Genomic DNA, 22,658 nt, shown 5'->3' with positions numbered 1-22,658 from the left:
GTATAGGGTGGTGCCTGGGGCAGATAGTTCTGTCCGATTCAGCTACCTCTCGTCGTACGAGTAGCCAGCGGTCATCACGTTTTCGCTCGCGTACTTTGAATACCCGTAGCGCTAAATCGATGCCTCCCGAGAGGACTCACCTGTTAAATCCTAGGCAAAAAAACCGCGCCTGGCGCGGTTTTTAGTTGCAGATTATTGAGTCAACGCCAGCAATCGCTCGCACTGGCGCCTGAAGCAGTGGCTCCCTTGACACCATTTGCGGTCAGCGTGAGATTGCCACATTTTGTGTCGCTGAACTGCTGGGTGGCTGTCAGGGTATAACCGCCGTCGCCATTCACCTTACTTACGGAGAAGACATATTTTCCAGTAGCCGACCTGTTGCTCGAAAGGTTCATTCCCAACTTTGCTATGTCGGACGCTGCGGTGACATAGGCATTGTTCTGATTGAAATAGCGCTCCTGACGGGCCGCTGCGTCACTTAGTAACGCCTGGCCCTCCGTGCGATTGCCGCGCTTTACGTATTCGGTGTAACTCGGATAAGCAATGGCTGCCAGTATGCCGATGATCGCCACGACGACCATCACCTCGATCAGAGTGAAGCCGGTTTGCCCGCTACTACGACATACTGCCTGTGTATGACTTCTTGACCGGCTCATTCCTTTTCCTCTGTGCGGCGCCAAGCCTGACGACCGATGCTGGTTGGATCTGGGTATATGTTGGTGCACGATTGGCCCGTGCAGTACTGATATGTATTGTTCGAGTTCTGCGACACGGTACCTCCGCCCTCACCATCCTGTCGCACGGCAGAAACAACCTGAGTGCCCACGTCCGTGGTTGGAGTGTAATCGAATGCTTTCTGCGTTGTTCTACCGCCGCTGAATGGGTTGATGGCATATGTCCAGTTGGCCGCACCATCGCCACAGGGGTCGTCGTTAGGCAGCAGTGATTGGAAGAATATCGTACGTCCAAGCTGAGACATGTTTTCCACGACCATTTCGCCGTCTGCTCGTACGAGATTGAGATACCACCCATTCTGGGCCGGGAGCGTTCCGCCTTGGCCGTTTTGCGCAGGCTGCCAGCGGACAGTATTGTTGCTCAGGATTCTCCCCTGAATGCTGGCACCATCTGCACTGACTGTCGTGGTGTTGGTGATCGTCTGTGCCTGAAGGGACGAGCGAGAAATATTGGGGTTGCTGGCAATCTCGCCCAGCGTTTCCTTGTCCCAGATGCCATACACGCTCTGCGACATGCTTTTGTCGCCTTCCTTGTCTCCGGTGTCATAGAAGCGGCCCGTGCCGAAGACAATCAGATAGCCGACACCTGTAGGGTGCGCAACGAGGCTCGGCGCAGACGTGATTGCCTGAGGTTGAGTGCCTGCGTTATCTGCACTGGCCTTGAACAATGGATTGCCCCCAAAGCCAACTCTGAAGTTACTGGCGGGGACGTTATTGGTAACTTTGAATGGCGCCGTCACGTCGCGATTGGAGCGAAGCAGATCGAAGCGCCACATATTGCCTTGCAAGTCGCCAGCGTAAGCGTAGTCTGCGGTGCCGTCACCGTTGTAATCCCCGAGTTTCGGAGTGGACAGGCCGTTGGCCACACCATTGGTACCCTGTACTTCCAGGCTCCTTACCAGCGACCCGTTCATGGCATCGACAATGAACAGCGCCGCCTTGCCATTGCTGTTGCCGGCACTCTCATAACCATTCCCAAAAACCACAGCCCATTTACCAGTGTGCAAGCGGGCGATGGTCGGTTGCGAGAAGGTGTAGCCCAGCTTCACGGCGTTGCTGGCAGTGATACTGTTTTCATCGAACTGCCATAGCAGTTTTTCCTGGCCAGGCGTGGTGACATCCAGAGCAAATACCGATTTGCCACCCGCTTTCAAGGTGCCTACCAAGATCGTGCGCCATTCCGAACCGGTATAGACGTCAGCTACCACAGGCGAGCCTTCGACGTAGAACTCATGGCTATAGTTGCTGCCGGTCAGCTTGTTTAGTTTCGGAAATACAGCGGATGGAATGAAGGCGAACTCTTCGGCGCCGCTGGTCGCATTGAATCCATGTAACATCCCGTCATTGCCGCCTACATAGACACGTGGCGTACGACTGGCAATCGAGCTCTTGAAAGCCGTATAAGCCGTATTGCCCTCGAGGCGATTGGTGAATTGCTCCAGATACCTGGGTGTATTCAGAACCACTGCGGGGGTCGAAGAGTAGAAGTCACCCAGTACGCCGCTGCGTCGACGATAGGTCGTGCCTTCCCCTGCGCGATCCCCTCGGAGGTAGCCGATGCGGGCTGCGGCCTTGGTGTCGGCGGCGTTGGCATTTTCCGGGTCTCTGTTGAGGTAGGTGGCCAGGGTGATACCGGAGTAGCTGGCCGAGCCGGCGTTGGTAAGGTTGAAGTCGGCAAGCCCTGAGTTGTCGCTGCCGGCAATCTTGATACGACGGGCTGCAGGTCCCGGTACGTTCGCTTTGGCACTCCAGACTTCGGTTTTCTCGATGGAGTTTGTTGTCGCGTTCCACTTTTTCTCGAAGCGCTTTACGTCACCAGACCAGTTATCGTCACTAGCGTAGGAAGTCTGATAAGAAACGGTTTTCACTGACGTATCGCCATTTTCTTCGGAGCTGACTTGCCCGGAGTTGATAGCCGGGCGTGCGGCGGTCGACTTTCGATCAGCGATTCGAGAGAGAATGTCGGTAAATGCCTGCACCATCGCCTCTGGGCTGTCGACACTGAAGAATTCTCCGCGCGAGTTGAGTGCTGCGTGCCAGAGATCGTAGACCTTGGCCACGTCGCCAAGCGACGGCCACTCTGTCCCAGCTTTAAGCGCTTGGTAACCGGAACCTGTGTGAGTACTTCCCTGCCAGGGGATGCCGTTGGCAGATAGCGACTGCGTAAGGCCCAAGCCCATCACAAAGTTCGTCATGTGCTGCCAGGTTGCTGGATCGTTACGTGGGTCCCAGTAATCGGACGTCTCGGTGCCACTTTTGAAGGGAATGTATGCCGGAACCTTATTGTTCAGGTCAGGGCGCAGGTCAGTGGCCCAATAATGCATCGCCAAGTCGGCAAGGGTATTTTCCGAAGCACTTTTGAACGGGGGCTGTCCGGCATATTCTTTTCCGTCGGGCAAGTCGATGTTAATACCGTCGTGGAGATACTCCGTATCCGGATTTACGGTGCCGCCCCAAATTCCATCAGTCATCACGATGTGGTAACTGGCTCGACAGGCATAGGTATTTGCGGTGGTGTTGCCGCTGTTGGCATAGGGGGTTTTCTGCCAGGGTGTATCTGTTCTATAGAACTCTCCGGCACGCTTCATGGCTGCTTGCAGCGGTGTGCCTCCGCCGAACGAGATACTTTGCATCCAGTCGTACAACGAACGTTTGTGCTGGCTGGAAAATGCCTGGAAAGCGTTGTTGTTACAGTTGTTACTGCGACCATCGAAGCTGTTGCAGCCTGCCAGACTCTGCCAGCTCAAGCGAGCGGACGGAGACAAATCATAGAACGCCAGATTCGCTGCACTGATCGTGGCCAATGCGCGATTGCGGTAGAAGGAATACCAGTTGGCAAAGTTTGTCTTTTCTGTATCACTGGTTACGAAACTGATGGAATAACAACTGTCGTACCTATCGTCGTTGGTGAGTGCACAGTTTTGACGATTGGCATCATAGGTGTAGTAATAAGCGGGGACGCCACGTTCTTGTAGAGTGCCTTTATAGGTGTTGGTAGCTGTTCGAGAACAGCTTGCCTGAATATCTGTTGGCCAGTCCGGATGGCTTGCGTTAGCGGTGCAGGCTGATGCATCTTCTACATCACGTACGATGGTAAAGGTGATATTGCTCACGGTATTACGTTGTCTTATCGCGCGGCCACGTTCCGAGGAGGCGATCGTGGCGGTAGCCGCGAAGTCGGCCTCCGAGTTCCTGGCGAGTCGATTGTTGTCGTTGGAAATACCATATTGGGTCGGCAGCCCGGTATTGACCTCGTAGGTCCAGTTGACCTTGTAGTCTTTTGATAAGTCCACGGTGCCCAAGTTATTTTTGTAGCCATTGACGCGAGCCGCGGTGAAACTTTGCTGAAGGCGCACTTCACGACCGTTGCTGTCATAAGACACAGGGGCTAGATATGTTGCTTGTGGGTTGTAATAAATAGGGTTGAAACTATTCGATTTGCCTCGTCGAGCAGGTCCGGCGCCACTGATCGAATCGGGTGCGAATCCCCAGCGCATACTGCCTGAGCTGTCCAGGGTCAGCAGCATATTGGGCGGAACGCCAATCGTCAGGCTCAACGGACTTTGCGACACGGCGGCATAGCTGTTGGCGCCCTGCAGCAACGTAAAGCCAAACAGCGCGCAGGAAAGCGACTTAGCACCGAAGTTAAGTTTGGAGTGACTCATCATGCCGGCTCTCAATTGTTCAGCCCCAGATAAATATTGGCATGCGTCGACTGCAGGTAAACCTGATCGTCCGCTTTAGCATTGTTGAGGTAGTAATAAGTGCCTTGGCCTTCGGCGACCATGCCGTATTCGGCATTGACGGCGTTGTTGCCTACCGTGACGGCTCGTGTACTGTTCCAGTAGGTAGTCTGTTCACTGCTGGTTTCCCGGGTGCCGGCTACGGTCTGATTGGCTGCGTCTGTGCCCCGATAAGGCATCCACAGCAGCCCCCCGGTAGATTCAGGTCTCAGGAAGCTGTTCGCAGTGCTTTGGGGGCGTTCCACGAACGTTTGCAGGTTCTCGTCCTTGATCGCAAGTAGGCATGGTTTGTTAATACCATTGGTTTTCAGTGTATTGCCCAGTGCGCAATTGGCAGCTTTGCCTTCGAGCTTGTCGATCAAATTTGCCGGGCCGTAGTAACGAAACTCTGCTTCCCGGAGCGCAGCGTCGGCCGCACTCTGCTGCTGGGTGTCGTGGGCGCGGTTTGCCGTGATGCGACTTTCCAGCGTGGTGCCTCGCATGCTACCGACGGCCATCAAGGTCAGTACCAGCAGCATGACCAAGGCGATCACCAAAACGGCTCCCGTCTGTGATTGACGATTCGATAAGTGGGTCATGGCATTAGATTCCTGACGGTTTGGGTGCTTCCAACGACTTGATAAATGCGCTTGTTATCGCCTGTTTGCAGACGCGTCTTGGTAGCCGCAGGGGTCACGGCGAGCCAGTCGGTGAGCACCTTGGAGTCGTCGCTATCCCGCTGCCCGGCTGCACTTGTCATCAGCAGGGAGTAGCGCACGCTGCGGATAGCCCCCGAGTTGGCCGTCCAGTCCTTCTGTGGTACGTAAGACGTAACCTCCTTGGAAAGTACGTCACTGCTGCCGACACCAAAATCAACGCGCATATCAGCGATGCCTGTGAGCTGTTCGGTGAATTGAGGGGTGGTGGCGTTCAGGCTTTTGCACAGAAGCCTGCCATTCTGTAGCGCGGTCGAGGCTCCAGGTTCGAATTTGAAGGCCAGGACGATCAGGTCGCTTGAGGTCAAATTTGGAGGGAAGGCTTGTGTGAATGTGGTACTACTGGCCACGCCCTGGCAATCGAGGTCGCCACTTACCTGAGGCTGATAGCGTAAGCAGAAGCCCATCCCTTCGTCCGCAGCCAGGTTCGTAACGGACGCACCTGCGCTGAATGCCATGCAACCATCTGACGCCGCGCGTTCTGGAAAGGACGTTTCCAACAGGCTCGAGGGTGTGCGGCGATAGCCGGCCTTGCCCAGATATTGGTCGAGCAACAGCGCTGCGAATCGCCCACCGTCGAGATTGCCGCTTTGACTCTGCTGGAACAGATAATGCCGCTGATTATCGATGTATACCTGGGTGATACCGAGAATCAGAAAGCTGCTAATCGCTAACGCGATCAGTAGTTCGATCATCGACAAACCGCTTTGGCGCTTCATGTCATTCATGGCTGCACTCTCACGGTATAGGTACAGATGGTCGAAGAGTTGCTGGTGTCAGCTGCATCCAGGCAGGCGCCCTCGCGCACTTGCCAGGCAAGACGGATTTCGATCATCGAGCCCTGGCCATTGCAGTTGCCAGCGCTGCTGCTGCGACAGATATACGAGTCGCTGACGAACACGGTCGAGCCGCCCGGCAGCAGAGCCTTTGCCTTGCTGGCCCAACAGTTACGTTGTTCGGCAGCGGTCTTGGGCACTACGGTAGCGCTGGCGACACAATCGGCCGGGCTGGAGAAGTCCGACGCTTTGGCTTTATAGAAGATCGAACTGGACTTGAGCCCATTGTTCATCGGGAACTGCGGTGCTGCGTTGCTGAATGTCTCGCTGGGGTTGGCGCGGATGATTTCCACCAATTCAGTGGCTAGGTCTACCGCCACATTGCGTTGCACGGAGTCTTGCGAGTACTGCACGCTACGACCTTGCAGCGCGACCATGCCGAGCACTCCGACGGTGGTTAGCAACAGAGCCACGAGTACTTCGATCAGGCTGAATCCCTTTTCCACGTTTTTCATCGCCATTCCTCGGTACTACTGACAGGCTGTCATGCTGGTGGTGGAATTAGTCATGCCTCTTGGCCAGCTCCGTACGCTGCCGCTGGCTTTTACCTCGATGGTGTAACCGTTGGCATGATCGGTGCCTTGGCAAGTGATCAAGGTGGTGTCTTTACTGGTTCCGTTGTACCTGAATAGAACTTCTGCCACGTTCGCTCCCACCGGGTTCACCGTGCTGCCGGATGGAACATCCAGTCTGCGTAACGTTTCGGCGCTATCGGCACAGGTTTTCTTCACTGTCCAACGGACGCTTTCCTTGCAAACTCTCATGAACGTCTTTTGCTCGACTGCAGTAGTGCGGGCGTATTGCACCAGTGCCAGCATCTCGTTGTTAAGCGACTGGGTACGGTTCTTATTGATGAATTGGGTGAAGTTCGGAATCGCGATGGCGGCGATGATCCCAACCAGAGCGACGATGATCATCAGCTCAATCAGGGTGAAGCCACATTGCGTATGCGAGTACGCCGATGGCTGGCTTTCCGAGAGTCTTGGCATGGTTGTCCAGTCTAAATACAGGAGGGCATGCGAATCCTGACGGCTTCGCTGGTAGCTGTCTTCAGGCTGTGGATGATCGGCCGTGAAGCACGGATGACTGGTCTAGCAGCAGCCGGAATTGTGAGCGGTTCCAAATCTCAAGCGGCCCTGGCGATTCAGCGTCAGTAGGTGGTGAGGTCCATTGCTGTTGCATATGAAGATCGTGCCGTTGCTGGTCCAGCTGGTTCCGTTTGGATGGAATCGTATGCTGTCGCCACCGAAACCTACCCTGCATATGTTTTCTGTAGGGGCTGCCTGCTGAGTCACGATGGTTGGCTGCTCGCCAGCCGTGGCTATAAGCCAATAACTGGCCCAGGTCCCGTCGCAGATTTCACCGTCGCTCGAACCGCAAAGTTTGTACGGGCGTCCCTCAACTACTGCGCTGGCACGGGTTTTCTGGATATAGCTGGCAAGTAGATCACGGGCTGAGTCGTGACGTTTTTGCTCCTGAAAGCGAGCGAAGGTGGGAATGATCATGCTGATCATGATGCCCAGTAGAACGACGGCTACCAGCAGCTCCACCAAGCTCAGGGCCTTCTGGTGATCTCTATTCATGTCGCACCTCCCTATGCGCGTATCATTAGCGGCCTTCCTGGCTGCTTTTTCTGTCTACACCCTCAGGTGTCACTGTCAAGGCATGCGGTTTGGCGATGGGGTGAGTTGTGCGTACGGATGTAATCGTTGTCGGCGGTGGGGTGATCGGGCTGTTATCGGCGTATCTGCTGGCGGGCGCGGGCAAGCGAGTCACGCTGGTGGAGCGCGTGTTGGTCGGTAGCGAGGCGTCCTGGGCGGGGGGCGGAATTGTTTCGCCGCTTTACCCATGGCGCTATAGCCTGCCGGTAACGGCTCTGGCGCACTGGTCGCAGGACTACTACCCAGGGCTTGGCAAGCGCCTATTGGCGCACACTGGCGTGGATCCCGAGGTGCATGTCACGGGGCTGTATTGGCTGGACCTGGAAGATCAGGCCGATGCGCTGGCCTGGGCGCAGCGAGAGGGGCGGCCATTGCATGAGGTGCCTGTCGAGTCCGCCTACGCTCAGGTCCCTGTACTGGGTGAAGGGTTCGAGCGCGCGATTTATATGCCGGGCGTGGCCAATGTGCGTAACCCGCGACTGGTCAAGGCGCTGCGAGCCGCCCTGCAGGATTCTCCGAACGTTACGCTGCTCGAGCGCAGCCCAGTGCTGCAGTTCGTCCGTGATGGCGCGCGCGTAGTCGGGGTTCGTACCGCTGAGGGTGAGGTGCTGGCCGAGCAGGTCGTCGTCGCGGCCGGGGCCTGGAGCGGGGGCGTATTGCAGAGCCTGGGACTGTCGCTACCGGTGGAGCCGGTCAAGGGGCAGATGATCCTGTTCAAGTGCGCCAAGGACTTCTTGCCCAGCATGGTATTGGCCGGCGGGCGCTATGCAATTCCGCGACGCGATGGGCACATTCTGGTGGGCAGCACGCTGGAGCACGCAGGGTTCGACAAAACGCCAACCGATGAGGCGCTGGCCAGCCTGCAGGCTTCTGCCGAAAAGCTGCTGCCGGCGTTGCGCGATGCCGAGGTGGTGGGCCACTGGGCCGGCCTGCGGCCTGGCTCGCCCGAGGGCGTTCCCTTTATCGGCGAGGTACCCGGTCACCCGGGGCTGTGGTTGAACTGCGGGCATTATCGCAACGGGTTGGTGCTGGCGCCTGCATCTTGCCAGTTGCTGGCGGATCTGATGTTGGGGCAGCAACCGATCATCGATCCGGCGCCGTATTCACCGGCGGGGCGTTTGTAGGCGGACGACCTGCTTCGGGGGCGGGGCTGCTGAACCTGGGTATCGCTTCGCTCAACCGCAGGCTACGAGGACTGTGTGCTCACTGGCGGTTCAACCGCAGGCTATGGTCTCAGTCGATGCCCAGCTTTTTCAGGCGATAGCGCATCGAGCGGAAGCTAAGCCCCAGGCGCTGAGCCGCCGCAGTGCGGTTCCAACGGGTTTCTTCGAGGGCCTGCATGATCAGTTTGCGCTCGACGTCTTCGAGGTAGTCCTCGATGTTGTCGATCTGCGCCAGGCTGGCATCGCCGTTCTCGCTAGCCGGCGCGGCGTCTGCCAGGCGCAGGTCGTTGGCGCAGATCACATCGCCTTCGCACAGGGTGTAGGCGCGCTCCAGCATGTTCTCCAACTCGCGAACGTTACCCGGGAAGCGATAGCTCTTGAGCTTTTCCAAGGCGGGGCCGTCGAGTTTGACCGGTGGCAGGCCGATGCCTTCGTTGAGGCGCTTGAGCATCACGTCGGCCAGCAGCGGGATGTCCTCGCGGCGCTCGCGCAGTGGCGGTACGCGCAGCTCGATGACATTGAGGCGGTAGTAGAGATCCTGGCGGAAGCGGCCGGCTGCCACTTCGGCGGCGAGGTCCTTGTGAGTGGCGCACAGGATGCGGGTGTCGACCACCACTTCCTGCTGGCCACCGACGGCGCGGATGGCCTTTTCCTGAATGGCCCGCAGCAGCTTGACCTGCATGGTCAGCGGCAGGTCGGCCACTTCGTCGAGGAACAGGCTGCCGCCATTGGCAGCCTGGAACAGGCCCTGCTTGTCTTCGACGGCGCCGGTGAAGCTGCCCTTCTTGTGACCGAAGAACTCGCTCTCCATCAGCTCTGACGGGATAGCGCCACAGTTGACCGGTACGAAAGCCCGCTCGCGTCGCGGGCCCTGTTCGTGGATCAGCCGGGCGACCAGCTCCTTGCCGCTGCCCGACTCACCGCTGATGTATACCGGCGCCTGGCTGCGCGCCAGTTTCTGGATTTGCCCACGCAACGCGCGCATCGGCGGCGACTCACCCAGCAGCCGGCTGCTACCCGGCGCTTCGCCTTCATCGGCGGCATGCAGACGCAGGGCGGTGGCCACCAATTCGCGGAGGCGGCTCAGGTCCACGGGCTTGGTGAGGAAGTCGAAGGCGCCGGCCTTGAGGGCGTTGATTGCCGTGTCCACGCTGCCGAAGGCGGTGATCATCGCCACCGGCGTCTGCGGATGGCGCTGCTGAATGTGCTGCACGATATCCAGGCCGTTACCGTCGGGCAGGCGCATGTCGGTCAGGCACAGGTCGAACGGTTCCTTGGCCAGCCACTCGCGCGCTTCCTTGACGTTGCGGGCGCTGCGGGTGTCGAGCTTCATGCGCCCGAGGGTGATCTCCAGCAGTTCGCGGATATCGGGCTCGTCGTCGACGATCAGGGCTCTCTGGCGATTCATCAGGTCGTTCAGCTCATTTTTCGCGGATGCGCGAAGGTGATACGGAAGCATGCGCCGCCGCCTTCGCGTGATTGATAGTGAAGATGAGCCTGGTTGCTTTCGCAAAGCTCGCGGGAAATATACAGGCCCAGGCCAGTGCCTTTGTTCTCCGTTGTGTAGAAAGGCTCGAAGATGTGATGCAGTTGGTCTGCCGGCACGCCTTCACCGTCGTCGAGCACCTCGAGCACTGGCAGATCGCTGCGCGGATCGCGGAGCAGCTTCAGCCACACCTGGCCCTGAGGATTGAGCTTGGCACTGTGGCGCAGGCCGTTTTGCACCAGATTGGTGATGACCTGGTTCAGCTGGTTGGGGTCCATGCGCGTCTGGATGCTGCTGCCTTCGATGGCCAGGTGCAGTACCTTGGAAGCCGGGGCGGTGCTGCGGAATTCGGCCGCGAAACGGTGCAGCCAGTATTTCAGATCCAGCAGCTGCGGCTCTGCCTGGCGCCGGCGAGAGAGCTGCAGCACGTTCTCGATGATCAGGTTCATGCGCCGCGAGTGGTCCTGAATGATCTGCGCCAGACGCAAGTCCGGCCCGTGCAGGTCTTCGGACTCCTGCAGCAGCTGCGCCGCATGGCTGATGGCGCCCAACGGGTTACGAATCTCGTGGGCGATGCCGGCAGTCAGCCGGCCAAGGGCGAGCAGTTTGAGTTGCTGGGCCTGCTGGGCGATCTGCGAGATGTCGTCGAGGAGGATCAGGATATGCCGCTGGCCGCCGCGCTGCAGCGCGATGAAGCTGGGCTGCAGGGTCGGGCCGTCACTGAGCGTCTGCAAGCTGGCCGGGCGCAGGCTGCTGTTCTCCTGCCACTGCTGCAGCCGCTTGACCAGTTCGGTGCAGTGCGGGTCGAGAATCTTGCCCGCCAGGTTTTGCTGGCCCAGCAGGCCGAGCGCGGCCTGGTTGGCCAGCAGCACGCGGCGCTGCTCGTCCACCACCAGGATGCCGGTGCGCATGCGCTGCAGGATCAGGTTGTTCAGTGTCTCCAGATCCGCCACGTCGGCAGCGCGTTGTTCGGCCAGTCTTTCGCTGACCTGCATGCGGCGGGTCAGGCCCTGCACGAACAGCGCTGCGGCGAAGCACAGTGCGCCCAGCGCGCCGACCTGCACGTACTGGTTACTGGCCTCAGCGTGGCTGAGGCTCAGGTAGAAGGTCAGGTAAATCATGCCGATCGCAGCGGCAGCGGCGATCAAGATCCCGAAGCGACCGCGTATCAGGATGTTGGCGATCGCCACGGAGACGATCAGCAGGTTGCCAATCCCGCTTGGTGTGCCGCCACCGGCATAGAACAGTGCCGAGAGCAGCATCACGTCACCCAGCGCCACGGCGAAGATCGGCAGCAGGCGATTGGGCGTGTGAATGATCAGTGCGATCAGGATGTTGAGCGTCAGGTAGACCCAGGCCGCCCCTCTGAACAGCGACACGTGGGCCAGTTCCAGCAGTTCCGAGTCCAGGTTGGCGGAAACCAGCAGCACCAGCACCACGCCGATGACCAGGCGATAGAGATGGTAAAGCCGGAAGATGCGGTGCCCTTGAGGGCCCCGTACCGCAAGGGCGCTATTGGGCACCGGGCTTGGGGCCTTGTTCCAGATGCGCCTGGCTGCAGTACCAGCGCTGCGCCAGTTGTAAGGCGTGCTGCTGCGGGGTGTGTACGCCGCAGTGTGCGCAGCGCACCATGGGCGCCGGATGATCCACGGGCGGTGCTGCCTTCTGGCGCCGTCGGGTGGCGCCGGCATAGCGCCGCCACAGCCAGATGGCGGCAAAGATGATGGCAATCCAGAACAGCAGGCGGAACAGGCCCATGGCGCTCTCTTCGTGTTGGAGGATGGGGCAGTGTAGCTAAGGACGCCCTGGGCGGACAGTTATCCAATCAGCGTTTTGCAGGGCCAGAATGCACGATGCCAGTCGGTTGACTGGCATCGTGAAGAGGCTGGCTAATAGCGGTGGATCAGTCGAACAGGCCGAAGGTCAGGCGGCTGAACCAGGAGCGCTTGGGCGCCTGTGGCTCTTCGCCGCGCCCGGCGGCTTTCAGATCGGCCGGCATCTGGTCGACCGCTTCTTGGTACTGACGCTGCACGTCCAGGCTGGCCTGGGTCTGGCTCGGTGGTGGCGGCACATCGCTTTCGATCAGGCCCAGGGTCGCCTTGGCCAGCCACGAGCGTTCGTCGGCAGCTTCTTCCTGCGGCACGAACTCGCCACTCTTCAGGCTCGAGTGATCCGGATAGTTGAGCCTCAGGGTCTCCAGGCTGGTGGCCGCCAGGTCGTTCAGGGTCAGGCGCTGATAGGCCTCGACCATCACGGCCAGGCCGTCACCGACCGATGGGCTTTCCTGGAAGTTCTCCACCACGTAGCGACCGCGGTTGGCGGCGGCGACGTAGGCGTGGCGGGTCAGGTAGTAATGGGCCACGTGAATTTCATAGGCGGCCAGCAGGTTGCGCAGGTAGATCATGCGTTGCTTGGCATCCGGGGCGTAACGGCTGTTCGGATAGCGATTGGTGAGCTGGGCGAACTCGTTATAGGAGTCGCGGGCCGCACCCGGGTCACGTTTGGTCATGTCCAGCGGCAGGAAGCGGGCGACGATGCCACGGTCCTGGTCGAACGACGCCAGGCCCTTGAGGTAGTAGGCGTAGTCGACGTTCGGGTGCTGCGGATGCAGGCGAATGAAGCGCTCGGCGGCAGCGCGGGCGGCTTCCGGCTCGGCGTTCTTGTAGTTGGCGTAAATCAGCTCGAGCTGGGATTGCTCGGCGTAGCGACCGAAGGGGTAGCGCGATTCCAGAGCCTTGAGCTTGGTAACGGCGCTGGTGTAGCTGCCGTTGTCCAGATCTTGCTGAGCCTGCTGGTAGAGTTCTGCCTCGCTGAGGTTTTCGTCCAGGACTTCCTTGGACGAACAGGCGGCGGTGAGGGCGAGGATGGCGATCAGCAGCAGGTGTTTCACTTGCATGGCGGCTTGCGTCCCTGGGACGGCGGCTGTCTTGGGCAGGACCGTCCTGTTATGATGAGCGCCCCCGGTACCCCTGGGGCAAAGACGCCGTATTTAACCACAAGCGTGTAGCCGAAACCAAAGGCTATGCCCCCGCCGTTGCCGAGCATGTCATCTATTAATAAGCAGGCCATTGAGTTAACCGCCGAGGTTCCCGCCGATCTGGGCGGTCAGCGCCTCGATCAAGTCGCCGCCCAGCTGTTCGCCGAGCACTCGCGCTCGCGCCTTTCCGGCTGGATCAAGGAGGGCAACCTGACCGTCGACGGTCAGGTACTGCGCCCGCGCGATATCGTCCACGGCGGCGCCGTGCTGGCGTTGTCCGCCGAGCAGGAAGCCCAGGGTGAGTGGATCGCTCAGGATATCGAACTCGATATCGTTTACGAGGACGACCAGATCCTGGTGATCGACAAGCCGGCCGGCCTGGTCGTGCACCCGGCTGCCGGGCACGCCGACGGCACCTTGCTCAATGCGTTGCTGCATCACGTGCCGGACATCGTCAACGTGCCGCGCGCCGGCATCGTGCACCGCCTGGACAAGGACACCACCGGCCTGATGGTGGTCGCCAAGACCATCGAAGCGCAGACCCGCCTGGTCGATCAGTTGCAGAAGCGCACCGTGAGCCGCATCTACGAATGCATCGTCATCGGCGTGATCACCTCTGGCGGCAAGATCAATGCGCCGATCGGCCGCAGCTCATCCCAGCGTCAGCGCATGGCCGTGACCGATGGCGGCAAGCCGGCGGTCAGCCATTATCGTGTGCTCGAGCGCTTCCGCTCGCACACCCATGCGCGTGTCAAGCTGGAGACCGGGCGCACGCACCAGATTCGCGTGCACATGAGTCACATCGGCTTTCCGCTGGTGGGTGATCCGGTATACGCCGGGCGCTTCCGCATTCCGCCGGCCGCCAGCCAGACCATGGTGCAGAGCCTCAAGGAATTCCCGCGCCAGGCCCTGCATGCGCGCTTCCTCGAGCTGGATCACCCGATTACCGGTGAGCGCATGAAGTGGCAGTCGCCGCTGCCTGACGACTTCGTCTGGTTGCTGACCCTGCTGCGTCAGGATCGCGAGGCGTTCATCGGATGAATGACAAGGCCCACGACTGGCTGACGCCGCACTGGCCGGCGCCCGAGTGGGTGCGCACTTGTGTGACGACCCGCGCCGGCGGTGTCAGCCAGGCGCCGTACGACAGCTTCAACCTGGCCGCCCATGTCGAGGATGACCCGGCCGCGGTAGCCAAGAATCGCCAGCGCCTGGTCAGCCAGCTGGGCTGCCGTCCGGCCTGGTTGCAGCAGGTGCACGGTATCGCCGTGGCCCATGCCGATCCAGAAGCGGTCGATGAGGCCGACGCCAGCTGGACGGCGACGCCCGGCATTGCCGCCACGGTAATGACCGCCGACTGCCTGCCCGTGCTGTTCTGCGACCGCGCCGGTACTCGCGTAGCCGCTGCCCATGCTGGCTGGCGCGGCCTGGCCAACGGCGTGCTGGAGGCCACGCTGGATGCCCTGACGATGGAGGCGGAAGACGCCCTCGTCTGGCTGGGCCCGGCCATCGGCCCCCAGGCATTCGAAGTCGGCGCCGAGGTGCGTGAGGCATTCGTCGATCAGCACGCCCAGGCTGCTGGCGCCTTCATGCCGAGCCACAACGCCGGGCGCTTCATGGCCGACATTTATCAGTTGGCGCGCATCCGCCTGGCGGCTCGTGGTGTTACCGCGGTGTATGGCGGCGGCTTCTGCACCGTCAACGATGCGCGCTTCTACTCCTATCGCCGCGCCGCGCAGACCGGGCGCTTCGCCTCGCTGATCTGGCTGGCTGATCGCTGAGCTCTGTCCTGAGTCGTGGGTAGCGATGCCGCGACTCATTGTGGGAGTCGCGGCCCGCGGCGAATCGTGATGGCGCTCCTGATCACCGTCTAACCCACTGCGCTTGAAACCCGCACAATCGGCCTCATCTATTCTCCATCTCGGCAGGTTCTAATCTCAGGCGCATGCACCGCGCCGGCCTGCCTCTAGAAGGAAGGATGACGCCATGCGAATCGACCGTTTGACCAGCAAGCTGCAACTTGCCCTTTCCGATGCCCAGTCCCTGGCCGTCGGCCACGACCATTCTGCCATCGAGCCGCTGCACCTGATGCAGGCGCTGCTCGACCAGCAGGGCGGTTCCATTCGCCCGTTGCTGATGCAGGTGGGCTTCGATGTGAACAGCCTGCGCCAGGCGTTGAGCAAAGAACTCGACCAACTGGCCAAGATCCAGAACCCTACCGGCGACGTCAGTCTGTCTCAGGATCTGGCGCGCCTGCTCAACCAGGCCGACCGCCTGTCGCAGCAGAAGGGTGACCAGTTCATTTCCAGTGAGCTGGTGCTGCTCGCCGCCATGGACGAGAACACCAAGCTCGGCAAACTGTTGCTTGCCCAGGGCGTGAGCCGCAAGGCGCTGGAAAACGCGGTGAACAACCTGCGTGGCGGCGATGCGGTCAACGACCCCAACATCGAGGAGTCGCGCCAGGCGCTCGACAAGTACACCGTCGACCTGACCAAGCGCGCCGAAGAGGGCAAGCTCGACCCGGTGATCGGCCGTGACGACGAGATCCGCCGCACCATTCAGGTCCTGCAACGCCGTACCAAGAACAATCCGGTACTGATCGGCGAGCCCGGCGTCGGCAAGACCGCCATAGCCGAGGGCCTGGCTCAGCGCATCGTCAACGGCGAAGTGCCGGACGGCCTCAAGGACAAGCGGCTTTTGTCATTGGACATGGGCGCGTTGATCGCCGGTGCCAAGTTCCGCGGCGAGTTCGAGGAGCGCCTCAAGGCGGTGCTCAATGAGCTGTCCAAGCAGGAAGGCCGGATCATTCTGTTCATCGACGAGCTGCACACCATGGTCGGCGCCGGCAAGGCCGAGGGTGCCATGGACGCGGGCAACATGCTCAAGCCGTCCCTGGCCCGCGGCGAGCTGCACTGCGTAGGCGCCACCACGCTGAACGAATACCGCCAGTTCATCGAAAAGGACGCCGCCCTGGAGCGCCGCTTCCAGAAGGTACTGGTCGACGAGCCGAGCGAGGAAGACACCATCGCCATCCTGCGCGGCCTGAAAGAGCGCTACGAGGTGCACCATAAGGTGGCCATCACCGATGGCGCGATCATCGCCGCGGCCAAGCTCAGCCACCGTTACATCACCGACCGCCAGTTGCCGGACAAGGCCATCGACCTGATCGACGAGGCCGCCAGCCGTATTCGCATGGAGATCGATTCCAAGCCCGAAGTGCTCGATCGCCTGGATCGCCGGTTGATTCAGCTCAAGGTCGAAGCCCAGGCGTTGAAGAAGGAGGAGGACGAGGCGGCCAAGAAGCGCTTCGTCAAACTGCAGGAAGACATCGCCAAGCTGGAGAAGGAATACGCCGACCTGGAAGAGATCTGGAAGTCGGAAAAAGCCGAAGTCCAGGGTTCGGCACAGATTCAGCAGCGTATCGAGCAGGCCAAGACCGAGCTCGAAGCGGCGCGCCGTAAAGGCGATCTCAACCGCATGGCCGAGCTGCAGTACGGGGTGATTCCCGACCTGGAGCGCAGCCTGCAGATGGTCGACCAGCACGGCACCACGGAAAACCAGTTGCTGCGCAGCAAGGTCACCGAAGAGGAAATCGCCGAGGTGGTTTCCAAGTGGACCGGTATTCCGGTGTCGAAGATGCTCGAGGGCGAGCGCGACAAGCTGCTGAAGATGGAAGGCCTGCTGCACCAGCGGGTGATCGGTCAGGACGAAGCCGTGGTGGCGGTCGCCAATGCCGTGCGCCGTTCGCGTGCCGGCCTGGCCGATCCGAATCGGCCGAGTGGCTCGTTCCTGTTCCTCGGCCCGACCGGCGTGGGCAAGACCGAACTGTGCAAGGCGCTGGCCGAGTTCCTGTTCGATACCGAAGACGCGCTGGTGCGCATCGACATGTCCGAGTTCATGGAGAAGCACTCGGTGGCCCGGTTGATCGGTGCACCGCCCGGTTACGTCGGCTACGAGGAGGGCGGTTACCTGACCGAGGCGGTGCGCCGCAAACCCTACTCGGTGGTATTGATGGACGAAGTTGAAAAGGCCCACCCGGACGTGTTCAACGTGCTGCTGCAGGTGCTCGAAGATGGTCGCCTGACCGACAGCCATGGCCGCACCGTGGACTTCAAGAACACCGTGATCGTGATGACCTCCAACCTAGGCTCGGCGCAGATTCAGGAACTGGTCGGCGACCGCGACGCGCAGCGCGCCGCGGTGATGGATGCAGTGAGTAACCACTTCCGTCCGGAGTTCGTGAACCGTATCGACGAAGTGGTGGTGTTCGAGCCCCTGGCCCGTGAGCAGATCGCCGGCATCGCGCGCATCCAGCTTTCGCGCCTGCTGCAGCGCCTGGCCGAGCGCGAGCTGAGCCTGGAGCTGTCCGACGAGGCGATGGACAAGCTGATCGCTGTCGGCTACGACCCTGTGTATGGCGCGCGCCCGTTGAAGCGAGCCATTCAGCGCTGGATCGAGAACCCGTTGGCGCAGTTGATTCTGTCCGGGCAGTTCAACCCGGGCAGTACGGTGACCGGTAAGGTCGAGAACGACGAGATCGTCTTCGCCTGACGCCCGCAACTGCAGCAAAACAAGCGGCCGGTGTGAGCGATCACACCGGCCGTTTTTATAGTGTTGTGCAGGCGCCATTTGCTGGAGTGCGATAGCAGGACGTAGCAGGGCACTGGCGAGTGCGGGTGGGGATGCCCGAGACTTTTTCGCGGGCATGGCCCGCTCCCACATTAGGGCGCTGAATGGCTGCTATTGAGCAGGGCGGACGACGTTTCGTACGTCCACCTACTGGTAGCCGCCGCGGTGGATGAAAACAGCGTCATCCACCCGACATGGCTGAAAGATCACACCGAGTCCATGCCCGTGATTTTCTTCGCGGGCATGGCCCGCTCCCACAGTAAGGTGCTGAATGGCTTCTAGCACCTGAAGACAAGCCGCCCTAATCAGGGCTTGCTGCTATCCGACGTATTACGCTGGCCTTCTTTCACCACCCAATCCATCAGTTGCCGTGAAAGCTGGTCGTTGGCGGTGCCGAAGGTCTTGACCACCGATTCCACCGCCGTGTCGCCGGCAACCTGGCGGACTTCGAAGCGGCGGCTGGCGAGGATGCGCTGGTTGCCGGCCTGTACCAGGCGCGCGTCGAGGAGGATATGCACTTCGGGCCGGCCGTTGCGGTACTCGCTCTGGAAGGCGCGCAGGTCGCTGCTCAGCTCCAGATCGGCCTGTAGCCGGCTGTCGTCGCTGCTGACGGCGCCGATGCGGCCGTCATCGAGAAAGGCGCCGATCAGCCGGTCGCGAAACAGTGCCGGCGCGCGGTCGCTCCAGCGGGCACCCTGGTAGGCGCTGATGCGGTCGCCTTGCGGCAGCACGACGATGCGCGGGCTGTCCAGCAACTGGCTGCTCTGCGGACGGTTGACCCGCAGCGACCAGCTTTCCCGTGGCGCATCGGCCGTGCGCACCGGCATATTGCTCGGCAGCAGGTACACGTCGAGAGCCTCACCCTGGGGAAGGATCGAGCAGGCGCTGAGCAGGCTGGTCAGTAGCAGGGCACCGGCAGTGGCGAATGCTTTCATGGTTGAAACTCCTTGATGCTGTCGCTGCGCAGCAGATAGCCGGCCGGGTCTTCCTCCAGACGCCGCGAGAACGAGCGCAGAGAACCCAGGGTGTCACGCAGCTCGTTGATGGCCGGGCCGAGCTCGCCGATGCCCTGCATGCCACCGTCGAGGGCGGCGCGGTTGTCCTGTAGCAGTTGTTCGATGTTGCTGCTGCTGCGCTCCAGCGAAGCGGCCAGGCGCTCGGCGCTCTGCAGGGTGTTCTGCGCCGGGCCGCTGAACAGCTTGTTGGCGTTGTTCATCAAAGCACTGGCCTCACGCCCAGCGGTGGACATTTGCGCGAGGGCCTCGCGCAGCTCCTCGCGCTGTTCGGAAACACTGGCGGTGATGTGTTCCAGGTTACGCAGGGTCTTGGCGATGTTCTCGGTGTTCTCGCGGGAGAACATGGCATTGGCGCGATCGAGCAGGCGGGTCACGCTGATCATCAGGTCTTCGCCATTGGCCATCAACTGCGACAGCGGCGAGCGATCGGCAACGATCACTGGCGTATGACCGTCTCTGGCTTTCAGTGCCGGGCTCTCGGGCGAGCCGCCGTGCAGCTGAATCACCGCACCACCGGTGATGCTGGTGACGGTCAGGCGCGCGCGGGTGTCTTCCTTGATCGGCGTGGTGCCGTTGATGCGGATAGTGGCGTGTACCTTGCGCGGATCTTGCGGGTCGAGGGTCAGGCTGATGACGTCGCCGACCCGGATGCCGCTGTACTGCACAGCGCTACCTTGGGACAGGCCGTTGACCGCTTCGGTGAAGATCACCTCGTAGTAGTTGAACTGCTTGTCGGCGCTGGTCTTGCCCAGCCACAGGGCGAACACCAGGATGGCGCTGACGATCGCCACCGTGAACATGCCGATCAAGACGTGATGGGCGCGTGGTTCCATTCAGCTAATCCTCGTTGCAGCCTGTTCGGCCGCGCGTCCGCGCGGGCCATGGAAATAGTCCTGTATCCAGGGATCGTCGGTGGCGGCGACCACGTCCAGGGTGTCAGCCACCAGCACCCGCTTCTGTGACAGCACGGCCACGCGGTCGCACAGGGTGTAAAGCGTATCCAGGTCGTGGGTGACCAGAAACACGCTGAGCCCGAGGGCGTCGCGCAGGGTGCGGATCAACTGGTCGAAGGCCGCCGCGCCGATCGGGTCTAGACCTGCGGTTGGCTCGTCGAGAAACAGGATGTCCGGCTCCAGCGCCATGGCGCGGGCCAAGGCGGCGCGCTTGACCATGCCGCCAGAAAGCTCGCTCGGATACTTGTTGCCGGCGTGGGGCGGCAGGCCGACCAGTGCCACTTTGGACTCGGCCAGGTGCTCGGCCTGGGAACGCGTCAGCCCGGCATGCTCGATCAGCGGCAGGGCGATGTTCTCCACCACGGTGAGCGACGAAAACAGCGCGCCGCGCTGGTAGAGCACGCCGAAGCGCCGCTCCAGCTCGGAACGCTGCTGCGAGGACAGCGTCAGCAAATCCTCGCCGAACACCCGCACCTTACCGGCGCTGGGCTCGCGCAGGCCGACGATGGTGCGCAGCAGCACCGATTTGCCGGTGCCCGAGCCGCCCACCACGCCGAGCACTTCGCCGCGATACAGATCCAGGTCCAGATGCTGGTGCACCACCTGGGGGCCGAACTGGTTGGTCAGGTCACGAACCTGAATGATCGCTTCGCCACTCACCAGCCCATCTCCATCAGAAACAGTGCCGCCACGGCGTCGACCACGATGACCACGAAGATCGACTGCACCACGGCGGAAGTGGTGCGTTCGCCGACTGACTGCGCGCTGCCGGTGACCTTGAAGCCTTCCAGGCAGCCGATTACCGCGATGAGAAAGGCAAAGATCGGTGCTTTGCCCATGCCGACCAGAAAATGGTTGAGCGGGATATTTTCCTGCAGCAGATACAGAAACATCGACGGCGAGATATCCAGTGTCAGCACGCACACCACGGCACCACCGAGCATGCCGCAGAGCATGGCGACAAAGGTCAGCAGTGGCAGGGCGATCAGCATGGCGAATACCCGCGGCAGCACCAGCAGCTCCATGGGATTGAGCCCCAGGGTGCGGATCGCGTCGATTTCCTCGTTGGCCTTCATCGAACCGATCTGCGCGGTAAAGGCGCTGGCGGTACGGCCGGCCATCAGGATGGCGGTGAGCAGCACCCCGAACTCGCGCAGGAACGAGAATGCCACCAGGTCGACCGTGTAGATGGTCGCGCCGAAGTCGCTGAGAATGGTCGCGCCGAGAAAAGCCACCACGGCACCGACCAGAAAAGTCAGCAGCGCAATGATCGGCACGGCGTTCAGGCCGATCTGTTCGAGGTGCGAGGCCAGCGACGTCAGCCGCCAGCGGCGTGGGTTGAGCAGAATCAGCAACAGGGTGCCGAGGGTAAGGCCGACGAAGCCCAACAAGCCGACCACCTTGTGCCAGATGCCTTCCACGACCTCGCCGATATGTCCGAAAAACTCGCGGTAGGTTGAGCGGCTTGGAGGCTCGCTCACCAGTTGTTGCTGCTGCATGGCCGTGGCAACGGTGTGCAGTAGAGCGCGGCGCTCATCACTGAGGCTGTCATCGGACAGCAAGGCGATCAGTCGCTGCGCACCGAGTAGTTCGACCAGCAGGCTCGCGCCTGCGGTGTCCAGTGCGTTCAGCTCGCTGAAATCGGCGCGGCTGTTTTCATCCAGTGCCGGTCTTGCCTCAGCGACCTGGGGCAGCAGCGCGCCGTAGTGGGCGAGTGTCCAGTCTCCACCTACCTTGAGCGCAGCGGCGTCGGCAGAGGACGTGGCGATGTAGGGCGAATTGGTCATGGGTAATAGCTTAACCCTCGAACGTTCGTTTGGAATAGCCTTGTTAGAGCCTCCAGTGTGTCTTCTGAGCCTTTATCGTTGCAAGAGGCGTCCGGTCTAGCAGCCCGTCAATGGCCGAGCATGAGCTCTGGCGAGACGGTTAGCCTTACCGGGCTGCGCTTCGAATAAATCGTTGCAGACGATGAATCGAATCGTAAAGGTCCCATGGTTTTGCCGGAGTGGCTTGTCTAGCATTGCAGCGAATCCTTCCATTGCCATCATCAGGAGCCAGCCCCATGCATGTTCACGAAGCCATCCGCACCCGCCGCGCCGTCAAAGGTTATGACGCCGGTTTCACCTTGAGCGCCGAAGAAAAGAACGAGTTGCTGCAACTGGCGCTGCTCGCGCCCACGGCCTTCAACCTGCAGCACGTTCGCTTGGTGGAAGTCAGCGACCCGGCGCTGCGTCAGCAGATTCGCGAGGTTGGCTGGGGGCAGGCGCAGATGACCGACGCCTCGATGTTGGTGGTGGTCTGTGCCCAGGTCGACAGCTGGGAAAAGAACGTCGGCCGCGTGTGGGATGGCGCGCCAGTCGAAGTGCAGCAGTTCATGGCGGGCGCCATCGATAACTACTACCGCGACAAACCACAGGTACAGCGCGACGAAACCATGCGCAGCTGCGGCCTGGTGGCGCAAACCCTTATGCTCGCCGCGCGCGGCAAGGGCCTGGATTCCTGCCCCATGGATGGCTTCGATTTCGACGCCGTGGCCAAGCTGATCAACCTGCCGGACAACCATGTGATCGCTCTGATGGTCGCCGTAGGCAAGAAAGCCATCGACGCCAAGCCTCGTATCGGCAAACTGCCATTCGATGAAGTGGTGATCCGCGACCGCTTCTGACGCGGTCTCGCTCGCCGCCGCCTTAATCGCCGGCGGCAGCGGCAATCAACAGGAACCTAGTCTCGCCCGATCGCCTCCAAGCTCCTAGACCCGTCGAAAGCGA

The 22,658-nt window shown here is 61.0% G+C and carries 20 protein-coding genes; 5 read left to right on the top strand and 15 right to left on the bottom strand.

Going from position 1 to position 22,658, the window contains the following annotated elements:
• Positions 1-200: 200 nt before the first annotated feature.
• From BVH03_RS10800 to BVH03_RS10770, 7 genes are all read right to left on the bottom strand, one after another.
• The gene (locus BVH03_RS10800) at positions 201-656 is read right to left on the bottom strand and encodes a type IV pilin protein (RefSeq protein WP_075961150.1); all 456 of its coding nucleotides are present in this window, start codon (positions 654-656) and stop codon (positions 201-203) included.
• Positions 653-4,402, bottom strand: a complete 3,750-nt coding sequence (locus tag BVH03_RS10795; protein ID WP_256574674.1) for a pilus assembly protein — start codon at positions 4,400-4,402, stop codon at positions 653-655. The genes BVH03_RS10800 and BVH03_RS10795 overlap by 4 nt, the downstream gene beginning before the upstream one ends.
• Positions 4,403-4,410: 8 nt before the next feature.
• Positions 4,411-5,055, bottom strand: coding sequence for a PilX N-terminal domain-containing pilus assembly protein (locus BVH03_RS10790; RefSeq protein ID WP_075961149.1), 645 nt, complete (start codon positions 5,053-5,055; stop codon positions 4,411-4,413).
• Positions 5,052-5,900: a PilW family protein gene (locus BVH03_RS10785; RefSeq protein ID WP_075961148.1), complete on the bottom strand. Its 849-nt coding sequence runs from the start codon at positions 5,898-5,900 to the stop codon at positions 5,052-5,054. Before BVH03_RS10785 ends, BVH03_RS10790 begins: the two co-directional genes overlap by 4 nt.
• Entirely contained in the window at positions 5,897-6,463 is a 567-nt protein-coding gene (gene pilV, locus BVH03_RS10780) for a type IV pilus modification protein PilV (RefSeq protein ID WP_075961147.1), read from the bottom strand. Before pilV ends, BVH03_RS10785 begins: the two co-directional genes overlap by 4 nt.
• Before the next feature lie 15 nt (positions 6,464-6,478).
• Positions 6,479-6,997 carry a GspH/FimT family pseudopilin gene (locus tag BVH03_RS26625; RefSeq protein ID WP_075961146.1) on the bottom strand — a complete coding sequence of 173 codons (519 nt, stop codon included), beginning with the start codon at positions 6,995-6,997 and terminating at the stop codon, positions 6,479-6,481.
• A 102-nt stretch (positions 6,998-7,099) separates the two neighbouring features.
• Positions 7,100-7,591, bottom strand: a complete 492-nt coding sequence (locus tag BVH03_RS10770) for a GspH/FimT family pseudopilin (protein ID WP_075961145.1) — start codon at positions 7,589-7,591, stop codon at positions 7,100-7,102.
• Between the two features lie 107 nt (positions 7,592-7,698).
• On the opposite strand from BVH03_RS10770, the gene thiO reads away from it, so the two are divergent.
• A complete protein-coding gene (gene thiO / locus BVH03_RS10765) occupies positions 7,699-8,793 on the top strand; it encodes a glycine oxidase ThiO (protein ID WP_075961144.1) in 1,095 nt (364 codons plus the stop codon).
• Between the two features lie 109 nt (positions 8,794-8,902).
• Here the strand turns inward: thiO and BVH03_RS10760 are convergent, their stop codons facing one another.
• The 4 genes from BVH03_RS10760 to BVH03_RS10745 form a co-directional block, all read right to left on the bottom strand.
• A complete protein-coding gene (locus tag BVH03_RS10760; protein ID WP_075961143.1) occupies positions 8,903-10,240 on the bottom strand; it encodes a sigma-54 dependent transcriptional regulator in 1,338 nt (445 codons plus the stop codon).
• An 8-nt stretch (positions 10,241-10,248) separates the two neighbouring features.
• Positions 10,249-11,841 (bottom strand): PAS domain-containing sensor histidine kinase, encoded by a 1,593-nt coding sequence (locus BVH03_RS10755; RefSeq protein ID WP_075961142.1) that lies wholly within the window; start codon positions 11,839-11,841, stop codon positions 10,249-10,251.
• The gene (locus BVH03_RS10750; protein WP_075961141.1) at positions 11,831-12,076 is read right to left on the bottom strand and encodes a PP0621 family protein; all 246 of its coding nucleotides are present in this window, start codon (positions 12,074-12,076) and stop codon (positions 11,831-11,833) included. Before BVH03_RS10750 ends, BVH03_RS10755 begins: the two co-directional genes overlap by 11 nt.
• A gap of 145 nt (positions 12,077-12,221) precedes the next feature.
• Complete coding sequence (locus BVH03_RS10745; protein ID WP_075961140.1) at positions 12,222-13,214, bottom strand: outer membrane protein assembly factor BamD; 993 nt, start codon at positions 13,212-13,214, stop codon at positions 12,222-12,224.
• A 147-nt stretch (positions 13,215-13,361) separates the two neighbouring features.
• Between BVH03_RS10745 and rluD the strand changes: the two genes are divergently transcribed.
• From rluD to clpB, 3 genes are all read left to right on the top strand, one after another.
• Complete coding sequence (gene rluD / locus BVH03_RS10740; protein WP_075928756.1) at positions 13,362-14,336, top strand: 23S rRNA pseudouridine(1911/1915/1917) synthase RluD; 975 nt, start codon at positions 13,362-13,364, stop codon at positions 14,334-14,336.
• Entirely contained in the window at positions 14,333-15,073 is a 741-nt protein-coding gene (gene pgeF / locus BVH03_RS10735) for a peptidoglycan editing factor PgeF (RefSeq protein ID WP_075961139.1), read from the top strand. The genes rluD and pgeF overlap by 4 nt, the downstream gene beginning before the upstream one ends.
• Positions 15,074-15,278: 205 nt before the next feature.
• A complete protein-coding gene (gene clpB, locus BVH03_RS10730; protein ID WP_075961138.1) occupies positions 15,279-17,843 on the top strand; it encodes an ATP-dependent chaperone ClpB in 2,565 nt (854 codons plus the stop codon).
• Positions 17,844-18,226: 383 nt separating this feature from the next.
• Here the strand turns inward: clpB and BVH03_RS10725 are convergent, their stop codons facing one another.
• Genes BVH03_RS10725 through BVH03_RS10710 form a run of 4 tightly spaced genes read right to left on the bottom strand, consistent with a single transcriptional unit; the run spans position 18,227 to position 21,677 of the window.
• Positions 18,227-18,856, bottom strand: a complete 630-nt coding sequence (locus tag BVH03_RS10725) for an ABC-type transport auxiliary lipoprotein family protein (RefSeq protein WP_075961137.1) — start codon at positions 18,854-18,856, stop codon at positions 18,227-18,229.
• Positions 18,853-19,770, bottom strand: a complete 918-nt coding sequence (locus BVH03_RS10720; protein WP_075961136.1) for an MlaD family protein — start codon at positions 19,768-19,770, stop codon at positions 18,853-18,855. The genes BVH03_RS10725 and BVH03_RS10720 overlap by 4 nt, the downstream gene beginning before the upstream one ends.
• Entirely contained in the window at positions 19,771-20,550 is a 780-nt protein-coding gene (locus tag BVH03_RS10715; RefSeq protein ID WP_075961135.1) for an ABC transporter ATP-binding protein, read from the bottom strand.
• Complete coding sequence (locus BVH03_RS10710) at positions 20,547-21,677, bottom strand: ABC transporter permease (RefSeq protein WP_075961134.1); 1,131 nt, start codon at positions 21,675-21,677, stop codon at positions 20,547-20,549. Before BVH03_RS10710 ends, BVH03_RS10715 begins: the two co-directional genes overlap by 4 nt.
• Before the next feature lie 275 nt (positions 21,678-21,952).
• Here BVH03_RS10710 and BVH03_RS10705 point away from each other — a divergent pair, with 275 nt between their 5' ends.
• Entirely contained in the window at positions 21,953-22,555 is a 603-nt protein-coding gene (locus BVH03_RS10705) for a nitroreductase family protein (RefSeq protein ID WP_075961133.1), read from the top strand.
• Positions 22,556-22,658: the final 103 nt, after the last annotated feature.

It is taken from the genome of Pseudomonas sp. PA15(2017) (assembly GCF_001945395.1).
Lineage (GTDB): Bacteria > Pseudomonadota > Gammaproteobacteria > Pseudomonadales > Pseudomonadaceae > Aquipseudomonas.
The sequence above is the reverse complement of the archived record's forward strand: the minus strand, read 5'-3'. Positions and strand labels throughout refer to the sequence as shown.

Bases quoted from the DNA above. Each gene is read 5' to 3' on its own strand.
- BVH03_RS10800 (WP_075961150.1), bottom strand. From the start codon at position 656: ATGAGCCGGTCAAGAAGTCATACACAGGCAGTATGTCGTAGTAGCGGG.
- BVH03_RS10795 (WP_256574674.1), bottom strand. From the start codon at position 4,402: ATGATGAGTCACTCCAAACTTAACTTCGGTGCTAAGTCGCTTTCCTGC.
- BVH03_RS10790 (WP_075961149.1), bottom strand. From the start codon at position 5,055: ATGACCCACTTATCGAATCGTCAATCACAGACGGGAGCCGTTTTGGTG.
- BVH03_RS10785 (WP_075961148.1), bottom strand. From the start codon at position 5,900: ATGAATGACATGAAGCGCCAAAGCGGTTTGTCGATGATCGAACTACTG.
- pilV (WP_075961147.1), bottom strand. From the start codon at position 6,463: ATGAAAAACGTGGAAAAGGGATTCAGCCTGATCGAAGTACTCGTGGCT.
- BVH03_RS26625 (WP_075961146.1), bottom strand. From the start codon at position 6,997: ATGCCAAGACTCTCGGAAAGCCAGCCATCGGCGTACTCGCATACGCAA.
- BVH03_RS10770 (WP_075961145.1), bottom strand. From the start codon at position 7,591: ATGAATAGAGATCACCAGAAGGCCCTGAGCTTGGTGGAGCTGCTGGTA.
- BVH03_RS10760 (WP_075961143.1), bottom strand. From the start codon at position 10,240: ATGAATCGCCAGAGAGCCCTGATCGTCGACGACGAGCCCGATATCCGC.
- BVH03_RS10750 (WP_075961141.1), bottom strand. From the start codon at position 12,076: ATGGGCCTGTTCCGCCTGCTGTTCTGGATTGCCATCATCTTTGCCGCC.
- BVH03_RS10745 (WP_075961140.1), bottom strand. From the start codon at position 13,214: ATGCAAGTGAAACACCTGCTGCTGATCGCCATCCTCGCCCTCACCGCC.
- rluD (WP_075928756.1), top strand. From the start codon at position 13,362: ATGTCATCTATTAATAAGCAGGCCATTGAGTTAACCGCCGAGGTTCCC.
- pgeF (WP_075961139.1), top strand. From the start codon at position 14,333: ATGAATGACAAGGCCCACGACTGGCTGACGCCGCACTGGCCGGCGCCC.
- clpB (WP_075961138.1), top strand. From the start codon at position 15,279: ATGCGAATCGACCGTTTGACCAGCAAGCTGCAACTTGCCCTTTCCGAT.
- BVH03_RS10725 (WP_075961137.1), bottom strand. From the start codon at position 18,856: ATGAAAGCATTCGCCACTGCCGGTGCCCTGCTACTGACCAGCCTGCTC.
- BVH03_RS10720 (WP_075961136.1), bottom strand. From the start codon at position 19,770: ATGGAACCACGCGCCCATCACGTCTTGATCGGCATGTTCACGGTGGCG.
- BVH03_RS10710 (WP_075961134.1), bottom strand. From the start codon at position 21,677: ATGACCAATTCGCCCTACATCGCCACGTCCTCTGCCGACGCCGCTGCG.
- BVH03_RS10705 (WP_075961133.1), top strand. From the start codon at position 21,953: ATGCATGTTCACGAAGCCATCCGCACCCGCCGCGCCGTCAAAGGTTAT.